This is a genomic window from Edaphosphingomonas laterariae (assembly GCF_900188165.1).
Taxonomy (GTDB): Bacteria; Pseudomonadota; Alphaproteobacteria; order Sphingomonadales; family Sphingomonadaceae; genus Sphingomonas_E; species Sphingomonas_E laterariae.
Genome location: NZ_FZOS01000003.1, coordinates 77,373 through 99,201 on the forward strand (window position 1 = coordinate 77,373; position 21,829 = coordinate 99,201).

Consider the following 21,829-nt stretch of genomic DNA (forward strand, 5'->3'; position numbering starts at 1 on the left):
TCAGGCGCCCCCCTTGTCGTCGATCAGCTTCTGGATGCGGGCCGGTGGGGCCACGAGGAAATGTTCGAGCGCCCAGCGATCGAAGGTTTCCATCTCGCGCCCGTCCCACACCCGGGCTTCGTGCGGGGGATGATCGGGCCCGATCTGGATCATGTCGCAATAGAATTCGACATTGTTGCCGTCGGGATCGCGAAACACGAGGAAGGCGTTGGCGCCGGGCCCATGCTTACCGATGCCGCGATCGATTTCGACGCCGCGCGCCTGAAGCATCGCCGCGATCTGCTCGATCTCCGCCAGCCCCGCGACATGGTAGGAAAAATGTTCGACCGGCGAGCGGCCTGGTTGGTGGCCGGCCACTTCATCGGGCGTCATCTGCAGGAGCGCGAGATCGTGATGATCCTGCCCGCAGCGCAGGAAGACCATGCGATCGTCAATCCAGTCCGACACGTCGAGGCCGACGACATCGCGATAGAAAGCGAGCGACGCCTGAACGTCGCGGACCTTGAGGACGAGATGGCCGAGCTTGTCCGGGCGGGGGCGATACATGGCGGGCCCCGTCATGGCCGCGCCGTGGCGAAGACATCGCCCGCCGCGACATCGCCCTTCAGCGGATAGGCCTGTTTCAGGAAGGCGATCGAGCTTTCCACGCGGGCGGGATCGAAGCTGCCCGCGCCGTCCTTCATCAATGCGGCGGTTTCCACCATCTGCTGCCGCGTGATCGCGGGATCGAGCATTGGGAAACGCTTGACCATCATCGCCACCACATCGTCGGGATTGGCGGCGGCATAAGCGTAGCCGCGATAGGTGGCGGCAAGGAACTTGCTGACCGTTTCCGGGCGATCCGCCAGGATCTTGTCGGTGGTCAGGATGCCGCTGCCGTAGATGTCCAGCCCGAAAGCCGAATAGGGGATCCAGCCGATGGTGACGCCGGCTTCCTTCGCGCGCTTGTGGAACAAGGGCAGGCTGTTGCCTTCCCAGCATTCACCCGCGTCGATCTTGCCTTCGATCAGCGAGGTGACGACAAGCGCGGGATCGAGCTGGAGGAGCTTCACCTTGTCCTTGTCGACGCCGTTGCGCGTCAGCCAGGCGGGCACCAGCGCCTGCATCGGCGAGCTTTGCCCACCCCCCACCGTAAGCCCCGCGAGATCGGCGGGCTTCGCGATGGCGTGGCGTTCCTTGACGTAGCAGAGCCCGGCCGGCCAGCGCGTGTTGATCGTGCCGACCATCTTGGTCTTGCCGCCATTGGCCCGGTTGAGCACCACCGAGATCGGATCGCCATAGCCGAATTCGAACATGCCCTGATCGAGCTCGTTGGCGGTGCGGATGCCGCCAAAGCCACGCACGACGTTCACGTCGAGGCCGGCTTCGGCATAATAGCCCTTGTCGATCGCCGCGATCACGCCCGCCATGCTGCCCTGCGGCAGCCACGACATGTTGAAGGTGACCTTTTCATGCGTGGACTGGCTGCTGTTGCCGCAGCCTGCGAGCATGAGCGCCATCGCCGCCAGCGCGGCGCCGGCCGGCCGGCGGATCATGCCGCCACCCGTTCGGCGCGGACGGGGTTGGAAAGCGTGCCGATGCCTTCGGCCGTCGCCACCATTTCGTCGCCATCCTTGAGAAAGATGCCACGGCCCATGCCCACGCCGGCCGGCGTGCCGGTGGCGATCACGTCGCCGGGCTTCAGCGTCAGCAGCGTCGAAAGATAGGCGATCTGTTCATAGGCGTCGAAGATCATCTCGCTCGTGCTGCCATCCTGCATCACCTCGCCATTGATGCTGAGGGTGAGGCGCAGCGCATGGAGATCGGCGATGCATTCGGCCGGCACGAACCACGGGCCGATCGGCGTGAAGCTGTCGAAGCTCTTGCCGCGAAACCAGTCGTGCGAGAAGGGGAAGTCGCTGCGCCGGGTGAGATCGCGCGCGGACACGTCGTTGACGATGACATAGCCGGCGATGTGGTCCTGCGCGTCCTCCACCGCGATGCGGCGGCCGGGCCGGCCGATGACGACGCCCAGTTCCACTTCCCAGTCGACCCGCTGGCTTTCGGGCGGCAGGAAGACGGTGTCGCCCTGGCCGATCACGCTGTCCACCGTCTTGAGGAAGATGAAGGGCTGGCTGTCGGCCTTGGCGGCGAGCTTGGTCGCCATCTCCTCGGCATGTTCGATATAATTGGATGCCGCGCCGAACACGCGATGCGGGGTGAAGGGGGCGAGCGGCACCGCGGCGATGGCATCAATGCTTTCGCCGCGCGCCCATGCCGCCAGATCGGCCAGTTCGCCCTTCACCGCGTCCCAATCGCGAACGAGCGCATCGACCGAACCGATCCTGGCGGTCAGGGCGTCGCTGATCCGGGTGCGAGCGGCCAGCGTTTCCAGATCGTGGAGGCGATCGCCGAGCACGAGCGCCGATCGCGTCGCGCCCTCCGCCGCATAGCTCGCCAGCGCATACCAGGGTGCCGTCATGCTCGTCTCCAGAAATGGGATCGGTCGTCGTTCTGGAGATCAATAAAAGCTATAACGGAGGCAGATCATAATGCCGGTTTGGAATATCGACCCGTCATTTTGCTATAGGCTTGGCCGCGCGAGCACACAGAAAGAAGCCGCCCCGGCACGGGCCGGAGCGGCGATGTTGGACGGGCCCGAAGGCGCGCGGTTCAGGCGATCGCGATGTCGAGCGGCGGCAGCCCGTCGATCCGCGCGGAGAGCTGGTCGCCGCGCACGACCGGGCCGACGCCGGCGGGCGTGCCGGTGAAGATCAGGTCACCCGGCTGGAGCGCCATATAGGTGGAAAGCTCCGCAATGATCGCCGCGACCGGCCAGATCATGTCGGCGATGCGGCCCTGCTGGCGCACCTCGCCATTGACCGTGAGGCTGATGGTGGCGTCGTTGATCGCACCGGCATCGGGGGCGAGCACCATCGGTGCGACGGGGGCGGCGCCATCGAAGCTCTTGCCCATATCCCACGGGCGGCGCTTGTCCTTCGCCGCGCCCTGCAGGTCGCGCCGCGTCATATCCAGCCCCACGGCATAGCCATGGATGTGCGATGCCGCCTGATTGGCGGGAATGTCGGCGCCGCCGGTGCCGATCGCGACGACCAGTTCGACCTCATGGTGCAGATCGGCGGTGCGCGGCGGATAGGCGAGGGTGGCTTCGGTCAGCAGCGTGCTGGCCGGCTTGATGAAGAAGAAGGGCGGTTCGGGCGTCGCATCGCCCATTTCCTTCGCATGTTCGGCATAGTTGCGGCCGACGCAGAAGATGCGGCCGACCGGAAAGCTGCCGCCCGATGCAATGGCAAGCGCGGGCGGTGCGGGCAGCGTGATGGTCATTGTCTCAGGTCTCTCAGCTTGTCGCGACGCGCCATGCCATGCGCGCAGCGACGATCAGAAGGAAGATGCCGAATGCGACGCCCAGTTGCCGCTTCGACAGGCGATGGGCAAGCGCCGCGCCCCAGGGGGCGGAAATCCAGGTCATCGGGGCGATCAGCAGGAAGCCGATAGCGTTGACATAGCCAAGGCTGCCCATCGGCAGGCGCGGATCGCCCCAGCCGCCGATGATGTAGCCGATGGTGCCGGGAATGCTGATCAGCAGGCCGAACAAGGCGGCCGTGCCCACCGCGCGGTGGATGGGATAGTTGAGCAAGGTGAGGATCGGAACGCTGAGCGTGCCGCCACCGATGCCCATCATCGTCGATGTCGCGCCGATCGCCACCGGCATGGCCTGCGCGGCGATGCCGCCGGGCACATCATCGGCCAGCGTGACATGATCGAGCGGCAGCAGCATCTTCGCCGCGACAAGGAAGGCGACGACGGCGAATACCGCCGACAGCACCACGCTTTGCACGTGCGAGGCGATCAATGTGCCGGCGACGGCGCCCAGCAGGATGGCGGCGCCCCAGCGCCGGGTGAGATCGGCATCCACCGCGCCCTTGGCCCTGTGCGCCCGTGACGAGGAGATCGAGGTCGGGATGATGGTGGCAAGCGACGTTGCCACCGCGACATGCATGCGGATCGCGGGATCGACGCCCAATAGCCCGAGCACCGTATCGAGGATCGGCACGACGACGATGCCGCCGCCCACGCCCAGCAGGCCCGCGATCACGCCGCCGGCCAGCCCCGTCGCGGCCATCGCAACCGCCATCATCACCAAGGACGAACTGATCATCCGCTGCTCCCGCGCTGAAATTGCGGGCCTTGCGCTAGCGGCTGCGGCATGCCGAATAATCTATAATTGTTGCCGTCTGATATGTGATTGAGGAATATCTTGTGGGCGGTAGGGATATTCCTGAATGCGATAGTGGTGAGACCTATTTCTATATTTCGATGATAGCAGGCGGCCTTATGCTCGCCCCTGATCCATCGGTTGGGGGCGGGAGCAGGCGTGGCGCAGACGGTTGGCATAGCGGGCTTCGGCACGATCGGCACGGCGGTGGCGACGCGCATCGCGCGCGACCTGCCGGGACTTGAGCTGCTGGCGATCAGCGCGGGGCGCCGCGACGTGGCCGAGACGCGGTTGCGTTCGCTGGACCTGACCGTTCCCGTGGTATCGGCGGGCGAGCTTGCCGCCAGTTGCGACATCATCGTCGAATGCGCGCCGACCGCCGCCTTTCTGTCGATTGCGGAGCCGGCGCTGGCCGCCGGGCGCACGCTCATTACCGTCAGCGGCGCCGCGATCCTGGAGCATCCGGGAATCGTCGATGTGGCGCGGGCAGGGGGTGGGCAGATCATTCTGGCGACGGGCGCGCTGCTCGGCCTCGATGCCGTCCGCGCGGCGGCGGAAGGGGTGATCCATTCGGTGCGGATGGTGACGCGCAAGCCGCCGCGTTCGCTGCGCACGGCGAAATATGTCGTGGAAAACGGCATCGACCTCGACAGCCTGGCCGAGCCGCTGCTGCTGTTTCGTGGCAGCGCGCGGGAAGGGGCGCGGGCCTTTCCCTCGAACGTCAACGTCGCCGCCGCGCTGGGGCTGGCGGGCATCGGCGCCGACCGGACCGAACTGGAAATCTGGGCGGACCCGACCAAATTGCGCAATTGCCATCGCATCGACGTCGACGCCGACAGCGCGCGCTTCGGCTTCGAGATCGAGAACATCCCGACCGACGAAAATCCCGGCACCGGCCGCATCACCGCGCTCAGCATGATCGCGGCGCTGCGCGCCATCCGCGCGCCGCTGCGCGTCGGCACCTGATCCACTGAAAGGACCATAATGACCGTGCATCTGAAGCATGTCGCGATCGCATCCGCCGATCCCGACAACGCATCCCAATTCTTCGTCCAGGTGCTTGGCTGGACGATCGCCGGCAAGATCGATAGCCGCAATGCGCAGGGCTATTATGTTACCGACGGGACGATCAACATCGCGCTCCTGAAGTTCAAGAACCGGCCGGCGGCGGGCATGGAGTTCGCCGAGGATTTCACCGGGCTCCACCATCTCGGCTTCCAGTGCGACGATATCGAGGAACTGGTCGATCGGTTCGAAAGCTCCGGCTTTGCGCCGCGCCACGACGTCAATATAGCCCAGGGGCTGGGCATGAACCCGGCCAAGGACAATGCGGAATATAAGATGCACGGACCGGAAGGCGTGATGATGGACGTATCCGAACGCGGCTGGGTGGGCACCGCCACCTTCAAGCCCAGGCCGGCCTGAGCGCGGCATGGCGACGGCCGTTCACCTGCCCGCGACGCTATCGCGCGAAGCCGCGCTGGCGCTGGATGCCGCCGATCCGCTGGCGGATTTCGTCGGCGCCTTCGCGCTGCCCGAAGGCGTGATCTACCTCAATGGCAATTCGCTGGGGCCGAGCCCGCAGGCGGCGCTCGACAGGCTGGAGCAGAGCGCGCGCGAGGAATGGAGCCGGGGCCTCGTCACCAGTTGGAACAAGGCGGGCTGGTTCCAGCTACCCTACCAGATCGGCGATCGCATCGCCGGGCTGATCGGTGCCGCGCCGGGCGAGGTGGTGATGACCGACGGGGTCAGCCTCAACCTCTACCGCATGGTCGCGGCGGCGCTGGCGCTGCGGCCGGACCGTCGCGTGATCGTGATGGAAGGATCGAACTTCCCGACCGACAATTATGTGGTGCAGGGACTGATCGGCACTTTGGGGCGCGGCCATGAGATCCGCTTTGCCGAAAAGGACGAGATCGCGGGCGCGATCGACGCGGACGTAGCGGCGGTGGTGCTGACGCAGGTCCATTATAAGAGCAGCCATATCCTCGACATGGCGGGCATCACCGCGCAGGCGCAGGCGGCGGGCGCGCTTGCCGTCTGGGATCTGTGCCACAGCGCCGGGGCGATCCCGATCGACCTGAATGGCTGCAATGTCGATTTCGCGGTCGGCTGCACCTACAAATATCTGAATGGCGGGCCGGGCAGCCCCGGCTTCCAGTTCGCCGCCACTCGCCATCAGGCGACGATGGCGCAGCCGCTGACGGGATGGTGGGGCCATGCCGCGCCCTTCGCCTTCGATCGCGATTATGCGGCGGCGCCGGGCATCGGCCGGATGCTGACGGGCACCCAGCCGATCCTGAGCATGGTGGCCGCCGAAGCGGGGATCGACCTGGCCGCCAGCGCCGGCATAGCGCGGGCGCGGGCGAAATCGCTGGCGCTGGGCAGCCTGTTTCAGGATCTGGTGCAGGCCCGGCTGGGCGATGCCGGCTTCGCGCTGGCGAGCCCGGCGGACGCGGATGCGCGCGGTGGGCATATCGCCTTCGATCACCCGCAAGGCTATCCGATCATGAAGGCGCTGATCAGCCGGGGCGTGATCGGCGATTTCCGTGCGCCGACGACGATGCGCTTCGGCTTTTCGCCGCTCTACCTGCGTTTCGCCGACATCTGGGATGCGGTGGACGTGCTGGCCGACGTGATCGAAACAGGGTTGTGGCGCGACCCGCAGTTCGCGGCGGTGGATGCGGTGACCTGATCGAACCCCGTTCGCGGCGCAGTTTTGGGGCCGGATCTGGCGGATGTTCGCCGGTTCCGGCCCATTTTCGTTGGGGACGTTAATTGCCGCCAGTGTGGCCCGCCACGCTTTCCTCGGCCACGCGCTTGAGCACGGCGAGGAAATAGTTGGTCGCCGGTGATCGATCCTGGCCCTGCCGCAAGGTAACGCCGATGGCGCCATAGCCGATGTCGAAGTTGACCGGCAGGCGGACGAGATCGGGCTGCGAATCCACCACCTGATAGGGCAGCGCGGCGACCATGTCGGTTTCCTTGAGGATGGTGAAGTTGGCGAGGATCGACACCGATTCCACCGCGCGCGTCGGCAATTCCAGCCGGGCCTTGCGGAAGCTTTGTTCGAGCTGACGGCGCAGTGATGTTTCGGGCGGCGGCATGATCCATTCCTGCGCCTGCAGATCGGCGAGCTTCACCACGGGCAGATCGGTCAGCGGATGGCCCTTGCGCACGACGATCGAGACGGGTTCGTCATAGAGCACTTCCTGCACCAACCCTTCGCGTTCGCGATATTCGGGCAGGCGGCCGACGACGAGATCGAGATCGCCGACGCGTAGCATGGGCATCAATTTGTCGTTCGTGCCTTCGACCACGGAAACGGTGATGCCGGGCCGTTCGCGCTTCAGGGCGACGATGCTGCGCGGCAGCAGGCTGGGCGATGCAGCGAGCAATGTGCCCACCGCGATCTTGCCGGTGGTGCCTTCGCGCAGTGACAGCAACTCCTCGCTCGCGTGGCGCACCTGCGCCAGGATCAGCTTGGCATGGCGGATGATGACCTCGCCATATAGCGTGGGCGTCACCCCGCGTGACGAGCGTTCGAACAATTGCATGCCGAGCGTCGCTTCGAGATCGCGGATCATCTTGGTGGCGGCCGGCTGGGCGACGTTAAGCAGCGTGGCGGCGCGCAGGATATTGCGCTGTTCGCCCACGGTTATCAGCAATTTCAACTGCCTGAGCTTCAATCGCGCGAGCAGGCGATTTTCCACAACCTGCGATGCCCGGTCCCCTGTCGCCACGCCCCACCTATCATCTTTGGGTTATATGAAGGCCTGAAAATATTATTTTCGCATTATAGGCGCAATCCATAGTTTCGGGGCAACGAACAACCGGGAATGCCCCTTCGATGCCGCACACGCCCTATCCCTTCGCCGATCGAACGCTGCCCAATTATGTCGATGGGGCGTTCGTGGCGGCGGGCGATACCTTCCCGCTGATCGACCCGGTGACGGGACGGAAGATTGCCGGGGTGGCGGCGGCCGACCGGGCGCTGGTGGATGCGGCGGTGGCAGCTGCCCGCCGCGCGTTGACTGGGCCATGGGGCCGGATGGCGTTGGCCGATCGGGTGGCCCTGCTGGGCAGGATCGCCGACGCGATCGAGGCGCGGTTCGACGATTTCGTGGCGGCCGAGATTGCCGATACCGGCAAGTCGCTGCTGCAGGCGACACGGGTGGATATTCCGCGCGGCGCGGCCAACTTCCGTGCGTTCGCCGCGCTGGCGCAGGCGCGTTCCACCCAATGTTTCGAAAGCGATACGCCGGACGGGCTGGGCGCGATCAACTACAGCATCGCCAAGCCGCTTGGGGTCGTGGCGGTGGTATCGCCCTGGAACCTGCCGCTGCTGCTGCTGACATGGAAGGTGGCGCCGGCTTTGTCCTGCGGCAACACGATCGTCGCCAAACCATCGGAAGAAACCCCGTCCACCGCGACCCTGCTGGCCGAGGTGATGCACGAGGTGGGCGTGCCCGAAGGCGTATTCAACCTGATCCATGGCTTTGGCGCGGGCTCTGCTGGTGAGTGGCTGGTGAGCCACGCCGATGTCGACGCGATTACCTTCACCGGTGAATCCGCCACGGGCACCGCGATCATGCGCGCGGCGGCCGAGGGGGTGAAACCGATCTCGTTCGAGCTGGGCGGCAAGAATGCGGCGATCATCTTCGAGGATGCCGATTTCGAGGCGGCGATCGCCGGCACGATGCGTTCGGTCTTTTCGAATTGCGGGCAGGTGTGCCTGTGTTCCGAGCGCGTCTATGTCGCGCGGCCGATCTTCGATCGCTTCGTCGCCGAACTGGCAACCCGCGCCCGCGCGCTGAAGCTGGGCGATCCTTATGCGGGCGCCGATATGGGGCCGCTGATTTCGGCCGCGCATCGCGAAAAGGTGCTGGGCTATTACCGCCTCGCCGTGGAGGAAGGGGCGACGATCGTCACCGGGGGCGGGGTGCCCGATCTGGTTGGCGATCTGGCGGGCGGCAGCTTCGTCGAGCCGACGATCCTGACCGGCCTTGCCGACGATGCGCGCTGCGTGCGTGAGGAGATTTTCGGCCCGGTCTGCCACATCGCCCCGTTCGACAGCGAGGAGGAGGTGATCGCGCGCGCCAATGACACGCGCTACGGCCTTGCCGCGGCGCTTTGGACCAGCGACGTGAAGCGCGCCCATCGCGTTGCGCGGCAGATGGATGTCGGGATCGTCTGGGTGAACGAATGGTTTCTGCGCGATCTGCGCACGCCGTTCGGCGGGACCAAACTGTCGGGCATCGGCCGCGAGGGGGGCGAGCATTCGCTGGCCTTTTATTCCGAACCCATGAACATCTGCATCAAGCTGTGAGCGGGGCGATGGCATCTGCGGCGATCGAGCAGGCGGCGGAGCGGCTGCGGCAGGCCGAAGCCAGCGGCCAGCCCTGCGCGCCGATCGCATCGCTGCTGCCGGCAGGCGATATCGCCGCCGCTTATGAGGTGCAGGAGGCGAACACGCGCGCCGCGCTGGCCGATGGCCGCCGCCTGGTTGGCCGCAAGATCGGCCTGACATCGGCGTCGGTGCAGGCGCAACTGGGCGTCGCGCAGCCCGATTACGGAATGCTGTTCGCCGACATGGCGTGGGACGAAGCCGGCGAGGTGCCGATCGACGCGGTGCTGCAACCGCGCGTCGAGGCGGAAATCGCGCTCGTTCTCGATCGCGATTTGCCGCACCGGCGCAACACGATCGCCGATATCATCGCGGCGACGGCCTATGCGCTGCCCTGCATCGAGATCGTCGGCAGCCGGATCGCCGACTGGAAGATCGGGATTGTCGATACGATTGCCGACAATGCATCTTCGGGTGGGTTCGTGCTCGGTGCCTCGCCACGGCGGCTGAGCGATTTCGATCCCGGCCTGTGCGGCATGGTGCTGGAGGTGAATGGCCAGCCGCTTTCGAGCGGCGCGGGACGCGCCTGCCTTGGCGGACCGCTGAACGCCGCGCGGTGGCTGGCCGATGTGATGGCGGGCGTTGGCCGATCGCTCTGCGCCGGCGATATCATCCTGACCGGGGCGCTGGGGCCGATGATGAGCGTGAAGGCGGGCGATGCCGTCCAGGCACGGATCAACGGCCTTGGCAGCGTCGGTTTTCGTTTCGGTGCAAGGCGGAGGGCGGCATGAGTGCGGATCTGGACCAGATTGCCGACCGGCTGGACAATGCGGCGCAAAGCGCGCGCGCGACCGGCCAGATCAGCGCGGAGTTCCCTGATTTCTCGCTGGCGGACGCTTATGCGGTGCAGCGACGGCTGATCGCGCGGCGGGTGGCGCGGGGAGAACGCGTCGTCGGCATCAAGATGGGCTTCACCAGCCGGGCGAAGATGGCGCAGATGGGTGTTTCCGACCTGATCTGGGGGCAATTGACCGATGCGATGGCGATTGCCGACGACGGCGTGATCGATATCGGCCGTTTCGTGCATCCGCGCGTCGAGCCGGAGGTCGCGTTCCGGCTGAAGACGCGGCTGGCGGGGCGTGTTGACGCGGGCGAGGCGATGGCGGCGATCGGCGCGGTGGCGCCGGCCTTGGAGATCATCGACAGTCGCTACAGGGACTTCCGCTTCGCGCTGAATGATGTGGTGGCCGACAATAGCTCGTCATCGGGTTTCGTGGTCGGCAATTGGCAGGCGCCGGGTGGCGACCTTTCCAATCTGGGCATGGTGCTCAGCCTCGATGGGCGTGCGGCGCAATGCGGTTCGACCGGGGCGATCCTGGGCGATCCGACCCGATCGCTGATCGAGGCGGCACGGCTGGCGGCCGATGCCGGGCTTGCGCTGGAGCCGGGGTGGATCATCCTGTGCGGCGCAGCGACGCCGGCGGAGGCTTTGCGGCCGGGCATGCATGTGCGGCTGGAGGCCGAGCGGCTGGGCCGGGTCGACCTGCGCGTGGCGCTAGGTGACGCGGGGGGCGATGGCGTGGGGGAAGGGGCATGAGCGGCGGTCGCGTGATCCCCGGAAAGGCCGTGCCGCGCGGCGCATTCCCGCACTATCGGCGCGCGGGCGATTTCATCTTCGTATCGGGTACCAGCGCGCGCCGGCCCGACAACAGCATCGCAGGGGCTGAGGCCGACGCTTTCGGCGCGACGACGCTCGACATTCGCGCGCAGACCCGCAGCGTGATCGACAACATTGCCGACATTTTGGCCGACGCCGGGGCCGGGCTGGGCGATATCGTCGACCTCGGCGTATTTCTGGTCAACATGAACGACTTCAAGGGCTTCAACGAAACCTATGCCGAATATTTCGGCACGAACGGGCCGACGCGGACCACCGTGGCGGTGCACCAGCTTCCCCACCCCCATCTCCTGATCGAAATCAGGGCAACCGCCTTTGCGCCGCTGGCGCCCGGGCAAGACGGCAAGGCAAATTGACATGCTGACCTATGGCCCGCCCTTCAACTTCCAGGCGTGGATCGACGAGCATCGCGATCTGCTGAAGCCACCGGTGGGCAATGCGCAGATCTGGCAGAACAGCGATTTCATCGTGACGATCGTCGGCGGCCCCAATGCGCGCACCGATTATCATGTCGATCCGTTCGAGGAGTTTTTCTACCAGTTGAAGGGCGACATGGTGCTGCGCCTGTGGGGGGATGAGGGCCCGCAGGATTTGCCGGTGCGCGAGGGCGATATCTTCCTGCTGCCGCCGAACGTGCCGCATTCGCCCCAGCGCCCGGTGCCGGGCAGCATCGGCCTTGTCATCGAACGGCAGCGGCCGGCCGGCATCCTCGATCATTTCCAATGGTATTGTGGCGGGTGCGGGGAGATCGTCCACCGTGTCGACGTGCAATTGAAAAGCATTGTCAAGGATCTGCCGCCGCTGTTCGACCGCTTCTATGCGAGCGAGGAACTGCGAACGTGTCGCAATTGCGGCGTCGTCCACCCGGGCAAGGCATAAGGGAAGCGCATGACCTTCGCAGTCGACATACACAGCCATTTCCTGCCCGAACAATGGCCCGACCTGGAAGCGCGCTTCGGCACGCCCGATTGGCCCTGGATGAAGCAGCTGGGCGGCGGGCGCGCCATGCTGATGCTGGGCGAGCGCGAGTTCCGCCCGGTGCTGAACGATTGCTGGGACGGCGCACGCCGGATCGAGGCGATGGACGCGCACGGCGTGGATGTGCAGGTGATGTCCGCCACGCCGCTGCTGTTCGCTTATGGCCGGCCGGTGGAGCAGGCGAGCGAGGTGGCCCGGCTGTTCAACAGCGCCGCGCGCGAAATCTGCGCGCACAACCCCACCCGGCTGAAATCGCTGTGCCAGGTTCCGTTGCAGGATATCGACGCGGCTTGCGCCGAATTGGACCGCGCGATGGGCGAGGGGCATATCGGCGTGCAGATCGGCAATCATGTGGCCGATCGCAATCTCGACGATGCCGGCATCATCACCTTCCTGCACCATTGCGCGGATGTCGGCGCCGCCGTGCTCGTCCACCCGTGGGACATGATGGCGCAGCACCGCATGCCCAAATATATGCTGTCCTGGCTGGTGGGCATGCCGGCGGAGACGCAGCTTTCGATCCTGTCGTTGATCCTGTCGGGCGCGTTCGAGCGGCTGCCGGAAAGCCTGCGCATCTGCTTCGCCCATGGCGGCGGCAGCTTTGCCTTCCTGCTCGGCCGCGTCGACAATGCCTGGCGCAACCGCGATATTGTGCGGGTCGACTGCCCGAAACTGCCATCCACCTACACCGACCGCTTCTTCGTGGATTCGGCGGTGTTCAGCGAAGATGCGCTGGCCATGCTGATCAACGTCATGGGCGACGACCGCGTGGTGCTGGGTTCGGACTATCCCTTTCCGCTGGGCGAGCAGGTGGTGGGCCAGATGATCCGCGACGATGCATCGCTGAGCCCGCAGCTTCGCGCCAAGCTGATGGGGCTGAACGCGGCGCACTTCCTCAATCTGGATGACGAGGCGACCGGCCGGCGACTGCCGGCCTGAACGCGCAAGAAACAAGCATCAACGGGGGCGGGCGGTGGCCGGGGCGGCTGCCGCCCTTGATGCGTGCGCGCAAAAACGGTCTTCGCCCCGGTGGGGCAAATCCGTTTCGATCCAGCGATTTAGTGAAGTTCGGGTTTGGTGGAGCTGAGGGGAAACTCCCGGAACCCCGCAAAATCCGCAGAAATCCGCCACTTCTCAAGAGGTGACTGTTGCCGTTGGAACACCCCAATGTAACAGTTCCGTTGTCGCGGCAAGCGTTATTCCCCGGCTCTCTGAACCTGTAAGAGATAATAAAGGTCACTGCGGCGAAGCTGACGCTGCTTGTCACCCTTCGCTTCGACCTCCGTGAAAAACTGTGGGGCAAGCGCCGTGAGCAGTTGCGTAAGGGCCGCCCCGGGACCCATCGACATGCAGGTTCCAGCTACGGAAGGTATGATGCGCACACCATCCAATGCGCGCTTATGCCACGGCCGCGCAGGGTCGCTAGCAAGTTGCCTAAGTTCGTCGAGAGCCGGGACGATCTCGGTTTCTACCAGGAATTTGGTCTCCTGAGCTATCTCTTCGGGCGTAGCGTTGGCGAGTTGGCTGCGCCATGCCCCTGCGTAACGAAGCATCGCTCGGCGAAACCCTCGCAGATGGGCGCGGTTCTCTTCTCTAAACTCCATGAGGTCTTCGGGGCGAAGGAGCGGTATGGTGGGTAACACGACCTTCATCGCTTCCATGGCGATGAGCGCAGACAAGGTTTTAGCATCCTTCGTAGGACTGCTTTCTAGACCCGGTATGGGCAAACCCGGCACATCGCTAATGAGGGGTAAACCAGCCTCGCCTGCCGCTCGTAGAGCCCCTGCATGATAGTGATACTCACCACGGTAAGTCAGGTGCTCTTCACTGCCCTGTACGCTCTTATGATGCCATGACTGGACAAGGGGAATAAAATTGGGGCTAGGTGGTCCCCATATCGCTTCTTGGATTTTACTGACTAGCTCCTTGTTAACATCGTAGGCTTCAAGCGGGTCGTCGCGGCTCTTATCATAGCAGAGGAACCCTGCGAGTTTTTCCGCCGTTTCGCTGAACCGCATCATTGACAGCAAGACTTGTGAGTCATGATCTCTTAGATTGAGTCCGGCAATCCGTGCAATCTCATGCCGCCATGCCTCACGGTCGTAATCCCCTTGCGGCAAATACACGCCGGGAAAATGGATGCGGTCGAAAATGAATCCGAGCGCAACGAGACTGCTTAGGCGGCGAGGCATTGGTGCGGCGTAATAGACTGCCTCTAACTCTATTGTCCGGTCCAAGCTTTCCGCGCCGCCCATGTATATTGCCCTCATTTGGTCGTGACCTATTTTTGCCGGGCTTACGCGAGAAGGCAAAGCGCGATATGCGCAATCTCTTGGCCATGCGCGTCAGTAGCGAGTGTCAAATGAATGGACGAAGCTAGATAGGTACACCCCTCGCGATGCTATTTTTCAAGACACCAAGAAGAATGCTAACGATAGGTGAGTAGCCCTCCGCCGGCTCGTTACTTACCGGCTCTACCTGCAATCTCAACCCTATGGACCCATCTTTGTTCAATGCAGCCGATGACATCGTAATGTCGACAAAGCTTCTCCTGACATAGGATCGATCAAGCGTGTCTTTGTAACCTATGTTTACAGTGAACCTAAACAGTGGGACCGGGTCATTGCGTTTACCTGATACCCCTTCGGCCTTGTGGAAATAGCAGTAATAGTAGGCACTTAAGAGCGCAATGACTGCAACAGGCAGCGGCGACCTCACTGGCATACTATCACTAGTGACAGGCACCAGGAATGGGCAGCGGAACACCTGATACTCGGGACCTCGCATTATCGAGGACACTCTGCCATTGTACAGCACCTTGAGGCCGAAGTCGTCCTGCTCCAACCCGATACCCGCCCCTCGCTTTGCACTCAGCGTATTGATCTGTGCGACCCAGTCTTCGACATCAACGACCCACTCAACAGTGAGGTCTGTTGCGATCCCATGACCAACATTGACAACCGGAAGATTAAGATCCTCGCGCTCGCTATGACTGAGGAGTTGATCAGGCCGAACTCCAATCTCATATCCAGCACCAGTGAGAGAGATTCTAGGCTGAAATTGCTGAGCACGCTGAAGTCTTAGCTCGCGAATGCTGAATACCGCAAGACCGGCAGCAACAAGTGTACCTATACTGGAAGCTAGCGCAATCCATCGGTCAATGGTTAATATATCAAGGATCACCAACAATACACCCCTTCCATGCTCCCAGCAAACCCCTCATCACCACTATCAAGCATTTTACTTTGGGACGCGCATCACACGCCACCTAATCGCCAAGCACTAATGCGCAATGATGACTGATGCCACTCGGCTTAAGCCGATTTACCGAACTGCGGTCCATTCCCATGACATGCCCAAACCAGTTCGGAGCCTGACATGCAACGGACATTTACTCCTTGCTGTCGACAGACGAAAGGTATCTTCTTGGTGCTAGTTCTACGCTCGTCCGTCACTAAGGTATAACCGTAATGCTTGGCACAGCCTATGAGCCACGGGTCAGCAGGATCAGGATTCTTGCTGCCACTAAGGTCGAATAGAAAGTCGAAGCTCTCTGATATAAATCCTACGTGTCCGATAACTTCTGGAATATACTGCTCAACACACATGACCTTCTTTAGAGGTTGGAACAGACTCTGCACGTCTGGCCACCGCCTCAATTCGTCAAACACCTGTTCTACAGTGAAAAGCTCCGCACGCTCGACCATATCAAGCAATGTCGAATAGACCGCCGCCCCGTTAGGCCGGTCGGAAATGTGCACGAGGGCGTCCGTATCAATAATGTACGGCACCGAACCCCACATCTGCAAGTTGACGGTCCAGCCTATCCTTCAACATCCCAAAGTGCTTGGGAGCTAAGGACAGCATCTCAGCCGCCTCCGCTGTAGTTATACGGTCTGCGTCGGCGGCATTCAAAACAGCTGTGGTGAACCGGTACCCTACTTCCGAGACCTGTGTGGATACGTAATTACCTCCAGGAGACGACCGGGAATCGCTGACCTTCTGCTGACCCACAAGGCGAGCAAAAAAGCCAGCTGGCGCGAGACCGAGTTGCTCAAGCCGGAGCGCCAACGCCTGCTGGCTTACCTTAATGCGTCGAGCATAATGGGCGATTAGATCGCGATCCCAGTCGACGGGTGAATCGGGCCAGTAGGGCAAAACCTCCTTGAGAAGTGAGCGTGGCATAAGGAACCCAGCCGCAAACCGGTTGCAAAATGCCTCAACGGGATGCTTCTCACCCAAGTCCGACAGCCCCGGCTGCCTTAGCAGCAGGTGGGCATATTCATGCAAGAGAGAGTAGATCTTGGCGGAGTCATATTGCTCGGCCTTGTTCAACATAATTATTGGCGCATCCGGATTCCGGAACACAGTGAAGCCTCTACAATCCTCCAGATCAAACTTTTGCTGGAGGACGTAGACCCCTGCACCCTCAAGGATGGTCCGCCAGTTGCGGAAGGCGTCACCCCACTGCCACGACAACTGAGCTTCAGCGCTAACACCCAGCCGTTGCCGCTCGCGCTCTCCCGCACGGTCAGGATCGGCTCCCAAGCCTACCACCGGGAGCTCTCCACGCCGAGGAGCGGCATGTGCATCCACTAATTCGAGGATGTTTTGCTCAACCGTGTAGGCGTAACTTATCGCCAAACGAACATCGAACCCTAACGATGGACGCGCGCCCGAGAACGTCCGGAAATCGAGAGGTGTCGGAGGTAACGGCGGAGGGGTCTGCCTTAGCAACGTCGCAAGCGGAATTCGAAGCTTTTCAGAGTACCGCCGGAACTGCGTGAGATTGAGCTTTGTGACGCCCGCCTCCAACGCCGCAAGGGTTTCAACTTCGATTAACAAGCGCTCTGCTGCATCTTCAATGCTTAGGCCGCGGTACTCCCGCGCCCATGTCAGCATCTCTTTACGAACAGAAATTTCTGTCACGCCGTAGTGCCCACCACCCCTTGTTGCACGGTCCTAACACATGGTTAGGCCTATGTACCAGTCGCACTTCACGACCTGTTATTGCATTATTTTCTCGAGGATGCTCCTGATCATACAAGGATCATTGCACCCCCCCCCCGCCCAATCGTCTAGCTACTAGTCGCACGAAATCGACCAGTTCCGATACAGCTTCTCCACCTGTATCAAAAAATAGCTTGACCTGCATTCCGATACAGCAACATAAGCGATGCACCTATTCGATACAGGGAGGCATCGTGGCTAGGACGTTCGCTTACTGCCGGGTGAGCACCGCAGATCAGACGACCGACAATCAGGTGGCCGAAGTCAGGGAAGCAGGCTTCGCTGTTGAGCCGCAGCGCATCGTGACAGAAACTGTCTCCGGTTCTGTCGCGGCAATGGAGCGACGGGGCTTTGTACGCCTCGTGGACCGCATGGAGGCCGGTGACGTGTTGATCGTCACCAAGCTGGACCGGCTGGGGCGGAATGCCATGGATGTTCGTGCCACGGTTGAGATGCTCGCCAGAGCAGGTGTCCGGGTGCATTGTCTCCAGTTGGGAGGAGTGGACCTGACCAGCCCGGCGGGCAAGATGACGATGACCGTCATCAGCGCCGTCGCAGAGTTTGAGCGGGATTTGTTGATTGAGCGGACCCAGGCCGGACTGAGCCGGGCCAAAGCGGAAGGGAAGAAGCTCGGGAGGCCTGCAGCGCTGACCGCTGAGCAGCACGACGAGGTTTTGCGGGCAAGGCGGGCCGGAACCTCACTTGGTGCTCTGGCGGCTTCCTACGGCGTTTCTCGGGCCGCTATCCAGCGGGTCGAAAAGCGGGCCGCCGCCGAATGAGAATCTCTCGTCATGTCAGCGCACTCTACGCCACGGAAACGCCCTTGCGACGCCCGCCTACACAAGCCTACTCGGCGTCTCCGCTGTTAATCGAGTCCACCCCTAGTGTCTGAGCGTGACGAGCCCGCCTTCGGTGCTTCCGGTGCCCACACCGCAAAAGATTTCCGGGCTTCGATACCGTTCGACATCGGCCGCCGCCTGAAAGGCGACGCTGGCAAGGCGTTGCTTGAGGCGGTCCTCAAGCTCATCGACGATACCGCCGGACGAAAAAGGGCTCTTAAGGGGAGTGCGGCCGCCATCCGCAGGGCTACGGCAAGTGCCTTGCTGGCTAACCTCGCAGCGGCCACCTTCAATCGCGTTGACAGCAATCGCTTCGTAGCGATTCCCTTTGGCACATCGGCGTATTCCGGCACGGGGTTAGGCTTAACGCCGATGAGGCTGCTACGCGACAGGCTATCTGAGCATGGCCTAATTACGGGGCAGATGGGCTACTTTCGGAACCATCACATATCATTTGCGGCGCACTCAAGCCTAAGCCGCCTGCGTTCAACTGCCGCGTTGCGTGTGATGTTTGCGGATCACGGGGTAACCCGGACGGCGGTACGCCCCTCTGGCGACCAACTCATCAGGGTAAGTCGACCCGAGGCAGGGCTGGGGTCTCCACCCCCCGACGTTGCCGCTAGCGAAGCGGTAGTTCGGCGGGTGAACGATCGCCTCGCTACCGTACATTGCGAACTCTGCGACTCTGCTTGGGAGGCAATAGCCGGCCGATGGGCGGACGAGGCGGCTACCGAGAGCATGGAACCCGGGGAGGGCGACCTGTCGGCGGTCTCCTTATTCCGCGTGTTTGCGCGCAACTACGACCGGGGCGGCCGGCTCTACGGCGGCTGGTGGATCAATGTACCTAAAGCAGAGCGGCGGCTGATAACGATGGACGGCGAGCCCACTACCGAACTCGATTTCGTGGGGCAGCATGTGGCCATGCTCTATGCCCGGGTAAAACAGCCTCTCGTGGGCGATCCCTATGAAGTTCCCGGGCTAGAGGCTGCTGGACTGCGCGATCTCGGGAAGGCCACGTTCAACCGATTGCTGAACAGGGAGCCTGTGGCTGGTCGCCCGGCCACACTGGCGCGGCCGGACCGGAAGCATAGGCATGTGCTGCCCACGACCATTGAGTTCCCGGCTTATGTCCAGCGGTTAACCCAGCACTTGAGCCCGATTTCCCAGTGGTTTGGAATGGGTGAGGGGGTGCGGCTGCAACGTGAGGATAGTGATCTTGCTATCGCCGTACTGGATCGGCTGGACCAACAGGGCATTGCTGCATTGCCAGTCCATGACAGCTTCATCGTAAAGCAGCAGCATGAGACGGCACTCCACGATGCCATGCGAGATTGCTTCAAGGAAAGATACGGCGTTGATGCCGAAATCAGGACTCCTAACCCCGACCACCCCCCGCAGCCATAACTAGGAGCCATAAGGTTTCCGCCCGCGAGCCCCGCACATGGGGCGAATCTTTCCCAAGGAGTTCCCGATTTCTGGTTCTTCACGCCCGCATGGGCCACAGGCCGACGTCCGCTTTGCCCTCCATCAGCGGCAGCCGCGCGCCGACAAGCTCGACGCCGCGCAGCGAGAAATCTGCCGCGCCGATCCGGCGTTTGCGGAGGCCCTCAGGAAGCGCGTGAAAGACCCTCGACGGTTCGCCGCCTTCGTAGCCGGTGCGGCAGCGTACATTCGCCTGGGCGAGCCCTGCGGCACCTGCGGCGGCTTCCGGCGGCGCACGCGGGACCGTGCTTGTTATACCTGCCATCTTGCGCGGAGCGGAGCGAATTTCGAAAGGATGAAAGCCGGCATCGCCCCGGTGGTCGGGCGCAGCAGGGACAGCCATCTCGACCTGCTTGCCCGTCAGCGGGCAGAGCGCGACGGGGAGTGCATCGAAAAGCAGTTCGGACAAGTGGTTGTGCGGCGCTTCCCCACCGGCCGCTTGGAGGTGCAGTTCCCCGATGGCCACGTTGAGCACGACCTCAGCAAAACCCAAGGGGAGCATGTGTGGCGGCTGATGGAGATGCTGCCTGAGATGAAGGATGCCCTGGTCTGGGCGGGCTGGTTCTAAGGGGCGGGGCAATTAGGAATGTACGCTAGCCCCAGCCTTCAGCTATCGCCCGAGGGTTTGACGGGCTTCGACCCGCGCTTGTGCTAACATCTCGACCAACTGAGCTCTGGCACCCAGCTTGAGATTGTTCATCCTCCGATCTTCAATCTCGCGTTGCAGCGTCGCTGCCTCAAAAACCGAGGGCTGCGACCCCTTGAACGTTGCAAGAATGTCCGGCATGGCCTCCGCCGAGAACGCGGAGCGAGCGGCTTCTTCCTCCGAGATGCATCTAGAGAATGCCACCGAAACAACGGTCTCGGCAGGCTCGTCCAACATCGCGCCCGCTAAGTTCACGGTTTGCTGCATTACGCAGGCTGCCCACTTCCGTTCGTCCGGTAGCGGGGCGGCCGCGTGCGCGGCGGAATTTGCCGTCACGGCGAGCATAAAGACGGCAGCGGTTTTCATGGTTCCCCCTTCGGTGTGCTGTGAACAGCAACGCTTCGAAGAGCACTAGCACTGTCGATTATGGGTCGTAAATGCCGTGGCAGTAAAAGCCCTTAGGCGCGACCTGTGGACTGGTGGCACGGGTCTCGGGCAAACAGGATGACGACGGCCAGCTAAAGGCGCTGGGAGCGGCTATCCGCGCTCGTCGGAAGGCTGTGGGAATTTCCCAAGAGGCTTTGGCTGACGCAGCGGGGATCGATCGTTCCCATATGGGGAAGGTTGAGCGCGGCGAGCGCAACGTCACCATACTCAACGTCATGCGCGTGGCGGCGGCGCTCGGTGAGAGGCCCTCTGAAATCTTATCAGCCGCAGGAATGTGATCGCTGCAGTCTGCGACCCGCAAACACGGAACTGACGGATAGCGGGACTTGGGGGCTCAGGTGCGTGAGCGCTCAGGTGCGTGAGCGATAGTTCGTGTATGACCTCATCAAGGTCAGTCGCTTCCAAATGGCGACTTGGCGGCAAGCTGCTGCGGATCAAACGCGACGCCGTGGGGGAATACGAGGCCGCAGAAAGGATCGGCGTTTAACCGCCGTGAATAGGGCCGCCTAGTGAAGGAATGTTCCCAGAATCAGCCGCTGCCCCTCCCGAAGCAAGGCGGCCCATATCAAAGCCACTAAGAGTAGCAGCGCAAGGCTTCCGATTACGTCACTCTCAGGCATCCGATTTTTGCCGTCGTCCTTTCGCACGGCGAGGGTGGCAAAGCTTTTGAAAGTATCTTCGGCAGTTATTGCGAGAAAGATGAATAGGGTGCCCCAAAAGATGACGTCCACCGTGGTGTCCACGTTCACAGATTGTCCTGAACGGAAAAACCTGACTTGGTAAGCGTTTGCAACGATGGCGGAGAGGATGGAAGTAAGACACGCCAGCACAAGCGACGTGAAGAACGCGGCTACGTCAGAATACTTGATCACGAAGCGGGATGCTGTTGCGCCTGCTATCGTCAATGACAGGAACGCACCGATAACCAGTAAGTAGCTGCTCCATGCTGGGGAGGCCGCGCTTGGTTCAAGGGCTAGGGTGGGTATAGGCTGAGTTGGCCCAACTAGCGCGATGATGATACTCAATATGCCTGCTATGCCGCCCACAATTCCCATAGTGGTTGCAATGGGTGATTTCTCAAATTCGGCCTTGGCAGCTTCCCACATGCCCGCTGAAGTATCCTGCTCTCCCACAATCCCTCCGATGTGCGCGCTAGCTGGCGGCCCCACCGCCTCATAAGACATTG

The 21,829-nt window shown here is 62.6% G+C and carries 25 protein-coding genes; 13 read left to right on the forward strand and 12 right to left on the reverse strand.

Annotated elements, in window-relative coordinates:
* From CHB74_RS04225 to CHB74_RS04245, 5 genes are all read right to left on the reverse strand, one after another.
* Positions 1-561, reverse strand: coding sequence for a VOC family protein (locus CHB74_RS04225; protein ID WP_245842608.1), 561 nt, complete (start codon positions 559-561; stop codon positions 1-3).
* On the reverse strand, positions 558-1,535 hold the full coding sequence (locus CHB74_RS04230; RefSeq protein WP_089218374.1) for an ABC transporter substrate-binding protein: 978 nt from the start codon (positions 1,533-1,535) through the stop codon (positions 558-560). Before CHB74_RS04230 ends, CHB74_RS04225 begins: the two co-directional genes overlap by 4 nt.
* A complete protein-coding gene (locus CHB74_RS04235; protein ID WP_089218375.1) occupies positions 1,532-2,461 on the reverse strand; it encodes a fumarylacetoacetate hydrolase family protein in 930 nt (309 codons plus the stop codon). Before CHB74_RS04235 ends, CHB74_RS04230 begins: the two co-directional genes overlap by 4 nt.
* Before the next feature lie 191 nt (positions 2,462-2,652).
* On the reverse strand, positions 2,653-3,324 hold the full coding sequence (locus tag CHB74_RS04240; RefSeq protein ID WP_089218376.1) for a fumarylacetoacetate hydrolase family protein: 672 nt from the start codon (positions 3,322-3,324) through the stop codon (positions 2,653-2,655).
* 13 nt (positions 3,325-3,337) lie between these two features.
* On the reverse strand, positions 3,338-4,159 hold the full coding sequence (locus CHB74_RS04245) for a sulfite exporter TauE/SafE family protein (RefSeq protein WP_245842609.1): 822 nt from the start codon (positions 4,157-4,159) through the stop codon (positions 3,338-3,340).
* A 216-nt stretch (positions 4,160-4,375) separates the two neighbouring features.
* Between CHB74_RS04245 and CHB74_RS04250 the strand changes: the two genes are divergently transcribed.
* Genes CHB74_RS04250 through kynU form a run of 3 tightly spaced genes read left to right on the forward strand, consistent with a single transcriptional unit; the run spans position 4,376 to position 6,911 of the window.
* Positions 4,376-5,182: an aspartate dehydrogenase gene (locus CHB74_RS04250; protein ID WP_089218377.1), complete on the forward strand. Its 807-nt coding sequence runs from the start codon at positions 4,376-4,378 to the stop codon at positions 5,180-5,182.
* Positions 5,183-5,200: 18 nt separating this feature from the next.
* On the forward strand, positions 5,201-5,641 hold the full coding sequence (locus CHB74_RS04255; RefSeq protein ID WP_089218378.1) for a VOC family protein: 441 nt from the start codon (positions 5,201-5,203) through the stop codon (positions 5,639-5,641).
* A gap of 7 nt (positions 5,642-5,648) precedes the next feature.
* Positions 5,649-6,911 (forward strand): kynureninase, encoded by a 1,263-nt coding sequence (gene kynU, locus CHB74_RS04260; protein ID WP_089218379.1) that lies wholly within the window; start codon positions 5,649-5,651, stop codon positions 6,909-6,911.
* A 79-nt stretch (positions 6,912-6,990) separates the two neighbouring features.
* Here kynU and CHB74_RS04265 read toward each other — a convergent pair whose 3' ends face one another.
* Positions 6,991-7,890, reverse strand: a complete 900-nt coding sequence (locus CHB74_RS04265) for a LysR substrate-binding domain-containing protein (protein ID WP_245842611.1) — start codon at positions 7,888-7,890, stop codon at positions 6,991-6,993.
* A gap of 176 nt (positions 7,891-8,066) precedes the next feature.
* On the opposite strand from CHB74_RS04265, the gene CHB74_RS04270 reads away from it, so the two are divergent.
* The 6 genes from CHB74_RS04270 to CHB74_RS04295 are packed head-to-tail and all read left to right on the forward strand — an operon-like array spanning position 8,067 to position 13,158.
* On the forward strand, positions 8,067-9,545 hold the full coding sequence (locus tag CHB74_RS04270; protein WP_089218381.1) for a 2-hydroxymuconic semialdehyde dehydrogenase: 1,479 nt from the start codon (positions 8,067-8,069) through the stop codon (positions 9,543-9,545).
* A gap of 8 nt (positions 9,546-9,553) precedes the next feature.
* On the forward strand, positions 9,554-10,354 hold the full coding sequence (locus CHB74_RS04275; RefSeq protein ID WP_089218382.1) for a 2-keto-4-pentenoate hydratase: 801 nt from the start codon (positions 9,554-9,556) through the stop codon (positions 10,352-10,354).
* Positions 10,351-11,160 carry a 2-keto-4-pentenoate hydratase gene (locus tag CHB74_RS04280; protein ID WP_089218383.1) on the forward strand — a complete coding sequence of 270 codons (810 nt, stop codon included), beginning with the start codon at positions 10,351-10,353 and terminating at the stop codon, positions 11,158-11,160. The genes CHB74_RS04275 and CHB74_RS04280 overlap by 4 nt, the downstream gene beginning before the upstream one ends.
* Complete coding sequence (locus tag CHB74_RS04285) at positions 11,157-11,597, forward strand: RidA family protein (protein ID WP_089218384.1); 441 nt, start codon at positions 11,157-11,159, stop codon at positions 11,595-11,597. Before CHB74_RS04280 ends, CHB74_RS04285 begins: the two co-directional genes overlap by 4 nt.
* A 1-nt stretch (position 11,598) precedes the next feature.
* A complete protein-coding gene (locus CHB74_RS04290; RefSeq protein ID WP_089218385.1) occupies positions 11,599-12,120 on the forward strand; it encodes a 3-hydroxyanthranilate 3,4-dioxygenase in 522 nt (173 codons plus the stop codon).
* Positions 12,121-12,129: 9 nt separating this feature from the next.
* Positions 12,130-13,158, forward strand: coding sequence for an amidohydrolase family protein (locus CHB74_RS04295; RefSeq protein ID WP_089218386.1), 1,029 nt, complete (start codon positions 12,130-12,132; stop codon positions 13,156-13,158).
* Between the two features lie 257 nt (positions 13,159-13,415).
* On the opposite strand, the gene CHB74_RS04300 is transcribed toward CHB74_RS04295, so the two are convergent.
* The 4 genes from CHB74_RS04300 to CHB74_RS04310 all read right to left on the reverse strand — a co-directional run bounded on the left by CHB74_RS04300 (position 13,416) and on the right by CHB74_RS04310 (position 17,148).
* Complete coding sequence (locus tag CHB74_RS04300; protein WP_144033716.1) at positions 13,416-14,474, reverse strand: hypothetical protein; 1,059 nt, start codon at positions 14,472-14,474, stop codon at positions 13,416-13,418.
* Between the two features lie 121 nt (positions 14,475-14,595).
* Positions 14,596-15,405 (reverse strand): hypothetical protein, encoded by an 810-nt coding sequence (locus CHB74_RS21550; protein ID WP_144033717.1) that lies wholly within the window; start codon positions 15,403-15,405, stop codon positions 14,596-14,598.
* Between the two features lie 128 nt (positions 15,406-15,533).
* Complete coding sequence (locus CHB74_RS22760) at positions 15,534-16,022, reverse strand: DUF4411 family protein (RefSeq protein WP_089218388.1); 489 nt, start codon at positions 16,020-16,022, stop codon at positions 15,534-15,536.
* Positions 15,994-17,148, reverse strand: coding sequence for a helix-turn-helix domain-containing protein (locus CHB74_RS04310; RefSeq protein ID WP_144033719.1), 1,155 nt, complete (start codon positions 17,146-17,148; stop codon positions 15,994-15,996). Before CHB74_RS04310 ends, CHB74_RS22760 begins: the two co-directional genes overlap by 29 nt.
* Positions 17,149-17,423: 275 nt before the next feature.
* Here CHB74_RS04310 and CHB74_RS04315 point away from each other — a divergent pair, with 275 nt between their 5' ends.
* From CHB74_RS04315 to CHB74_RS21555, 3 genes are all read left to right on the forward strand, one after another.
* Positions 17,424-18,008 carry a recombinase family protein gene (locus CHB74_RS04315; RefSeq protein WP_089218390.1) on the forward strand — a complete coding sequence of 195 codons (585 nt, stop codon included), beginning with the start codon at positions 17,424-17,426 and terminating at the stop codon, positions 18,006-18,008.
* A gap of 798 nt (positions 18,009-18,806) precedes the next feature.
* Positions 18,807-19,472 carry a hypothetical protein gene (locus CHB74_RS22220; protein WP_218821383.1) on the forward strand — a complete coding sequence of 222 codons (666 nt, stop codon included), beginning with the start codon at positions 18,807-18,809 and terminating at the stop codon, positions 19,470-19,472.
* Between the two features lie 37 nt (positions 19,473-19,509).
* On the forward strand, positions 19,510-20,118 hold the full coding sequence (locus CHB74_RS21555; protein WP_144033720.1) for a hypothetical protein: 609 nt from the start codon (positions 19,510-19,512) through the stop codon (positions 20,116-20,118).
* Between the two features lie 42 nt (positions 20,119-20,160).
* On the opposite strand, the gene CHB74_RS04335 is transcribed toward CHB74_RS21555, so the two are convergent.
* On the reverse strand, positions 20,161-20,562 hold the full coding sequence (locus CHB74_RS04335; protein ID WP_089218394.1) for a hypothetical protein: 402 nt from the start codon (positions 20,560-20,562) through the stop codon (positions 20,161-20,163).
* A 113-nt stretch (positions 20,563-20,675) separates the two neighbouring features.
* Here CHB74_RS04335 and CHB74_RS04340 point away from each other — a divergent pair, with 113 nt between their 5' ends.
* Complete coding sequence (locus tag CHB74_RS04340; RefSeq protein WP_089218395.1) at positions 20,676-20,921, forward strand: helix-turn-helix domain-containing protein; 246 nt, start codon at positions 20,676-20,678, stop codon at positions 20,919-20,921.
* Positions 20,922-21,149: 228 nt separating this feature from the next.
* On the opposite strand, the gene CHB74_RS04345 is transcribed toward CHB74_RS04340, so the two are convergent.
* Entirely contained in the window at positions 21,150-21,749 is a 600-nt protein-coding gene (locus tag CHB74_RS04345) for a hypothetical protein (RefSeq protein WP_144033721.1), read from the reverse strand.
* Positions 21,750-21,829: the final 80 nt, after the last annotated feature.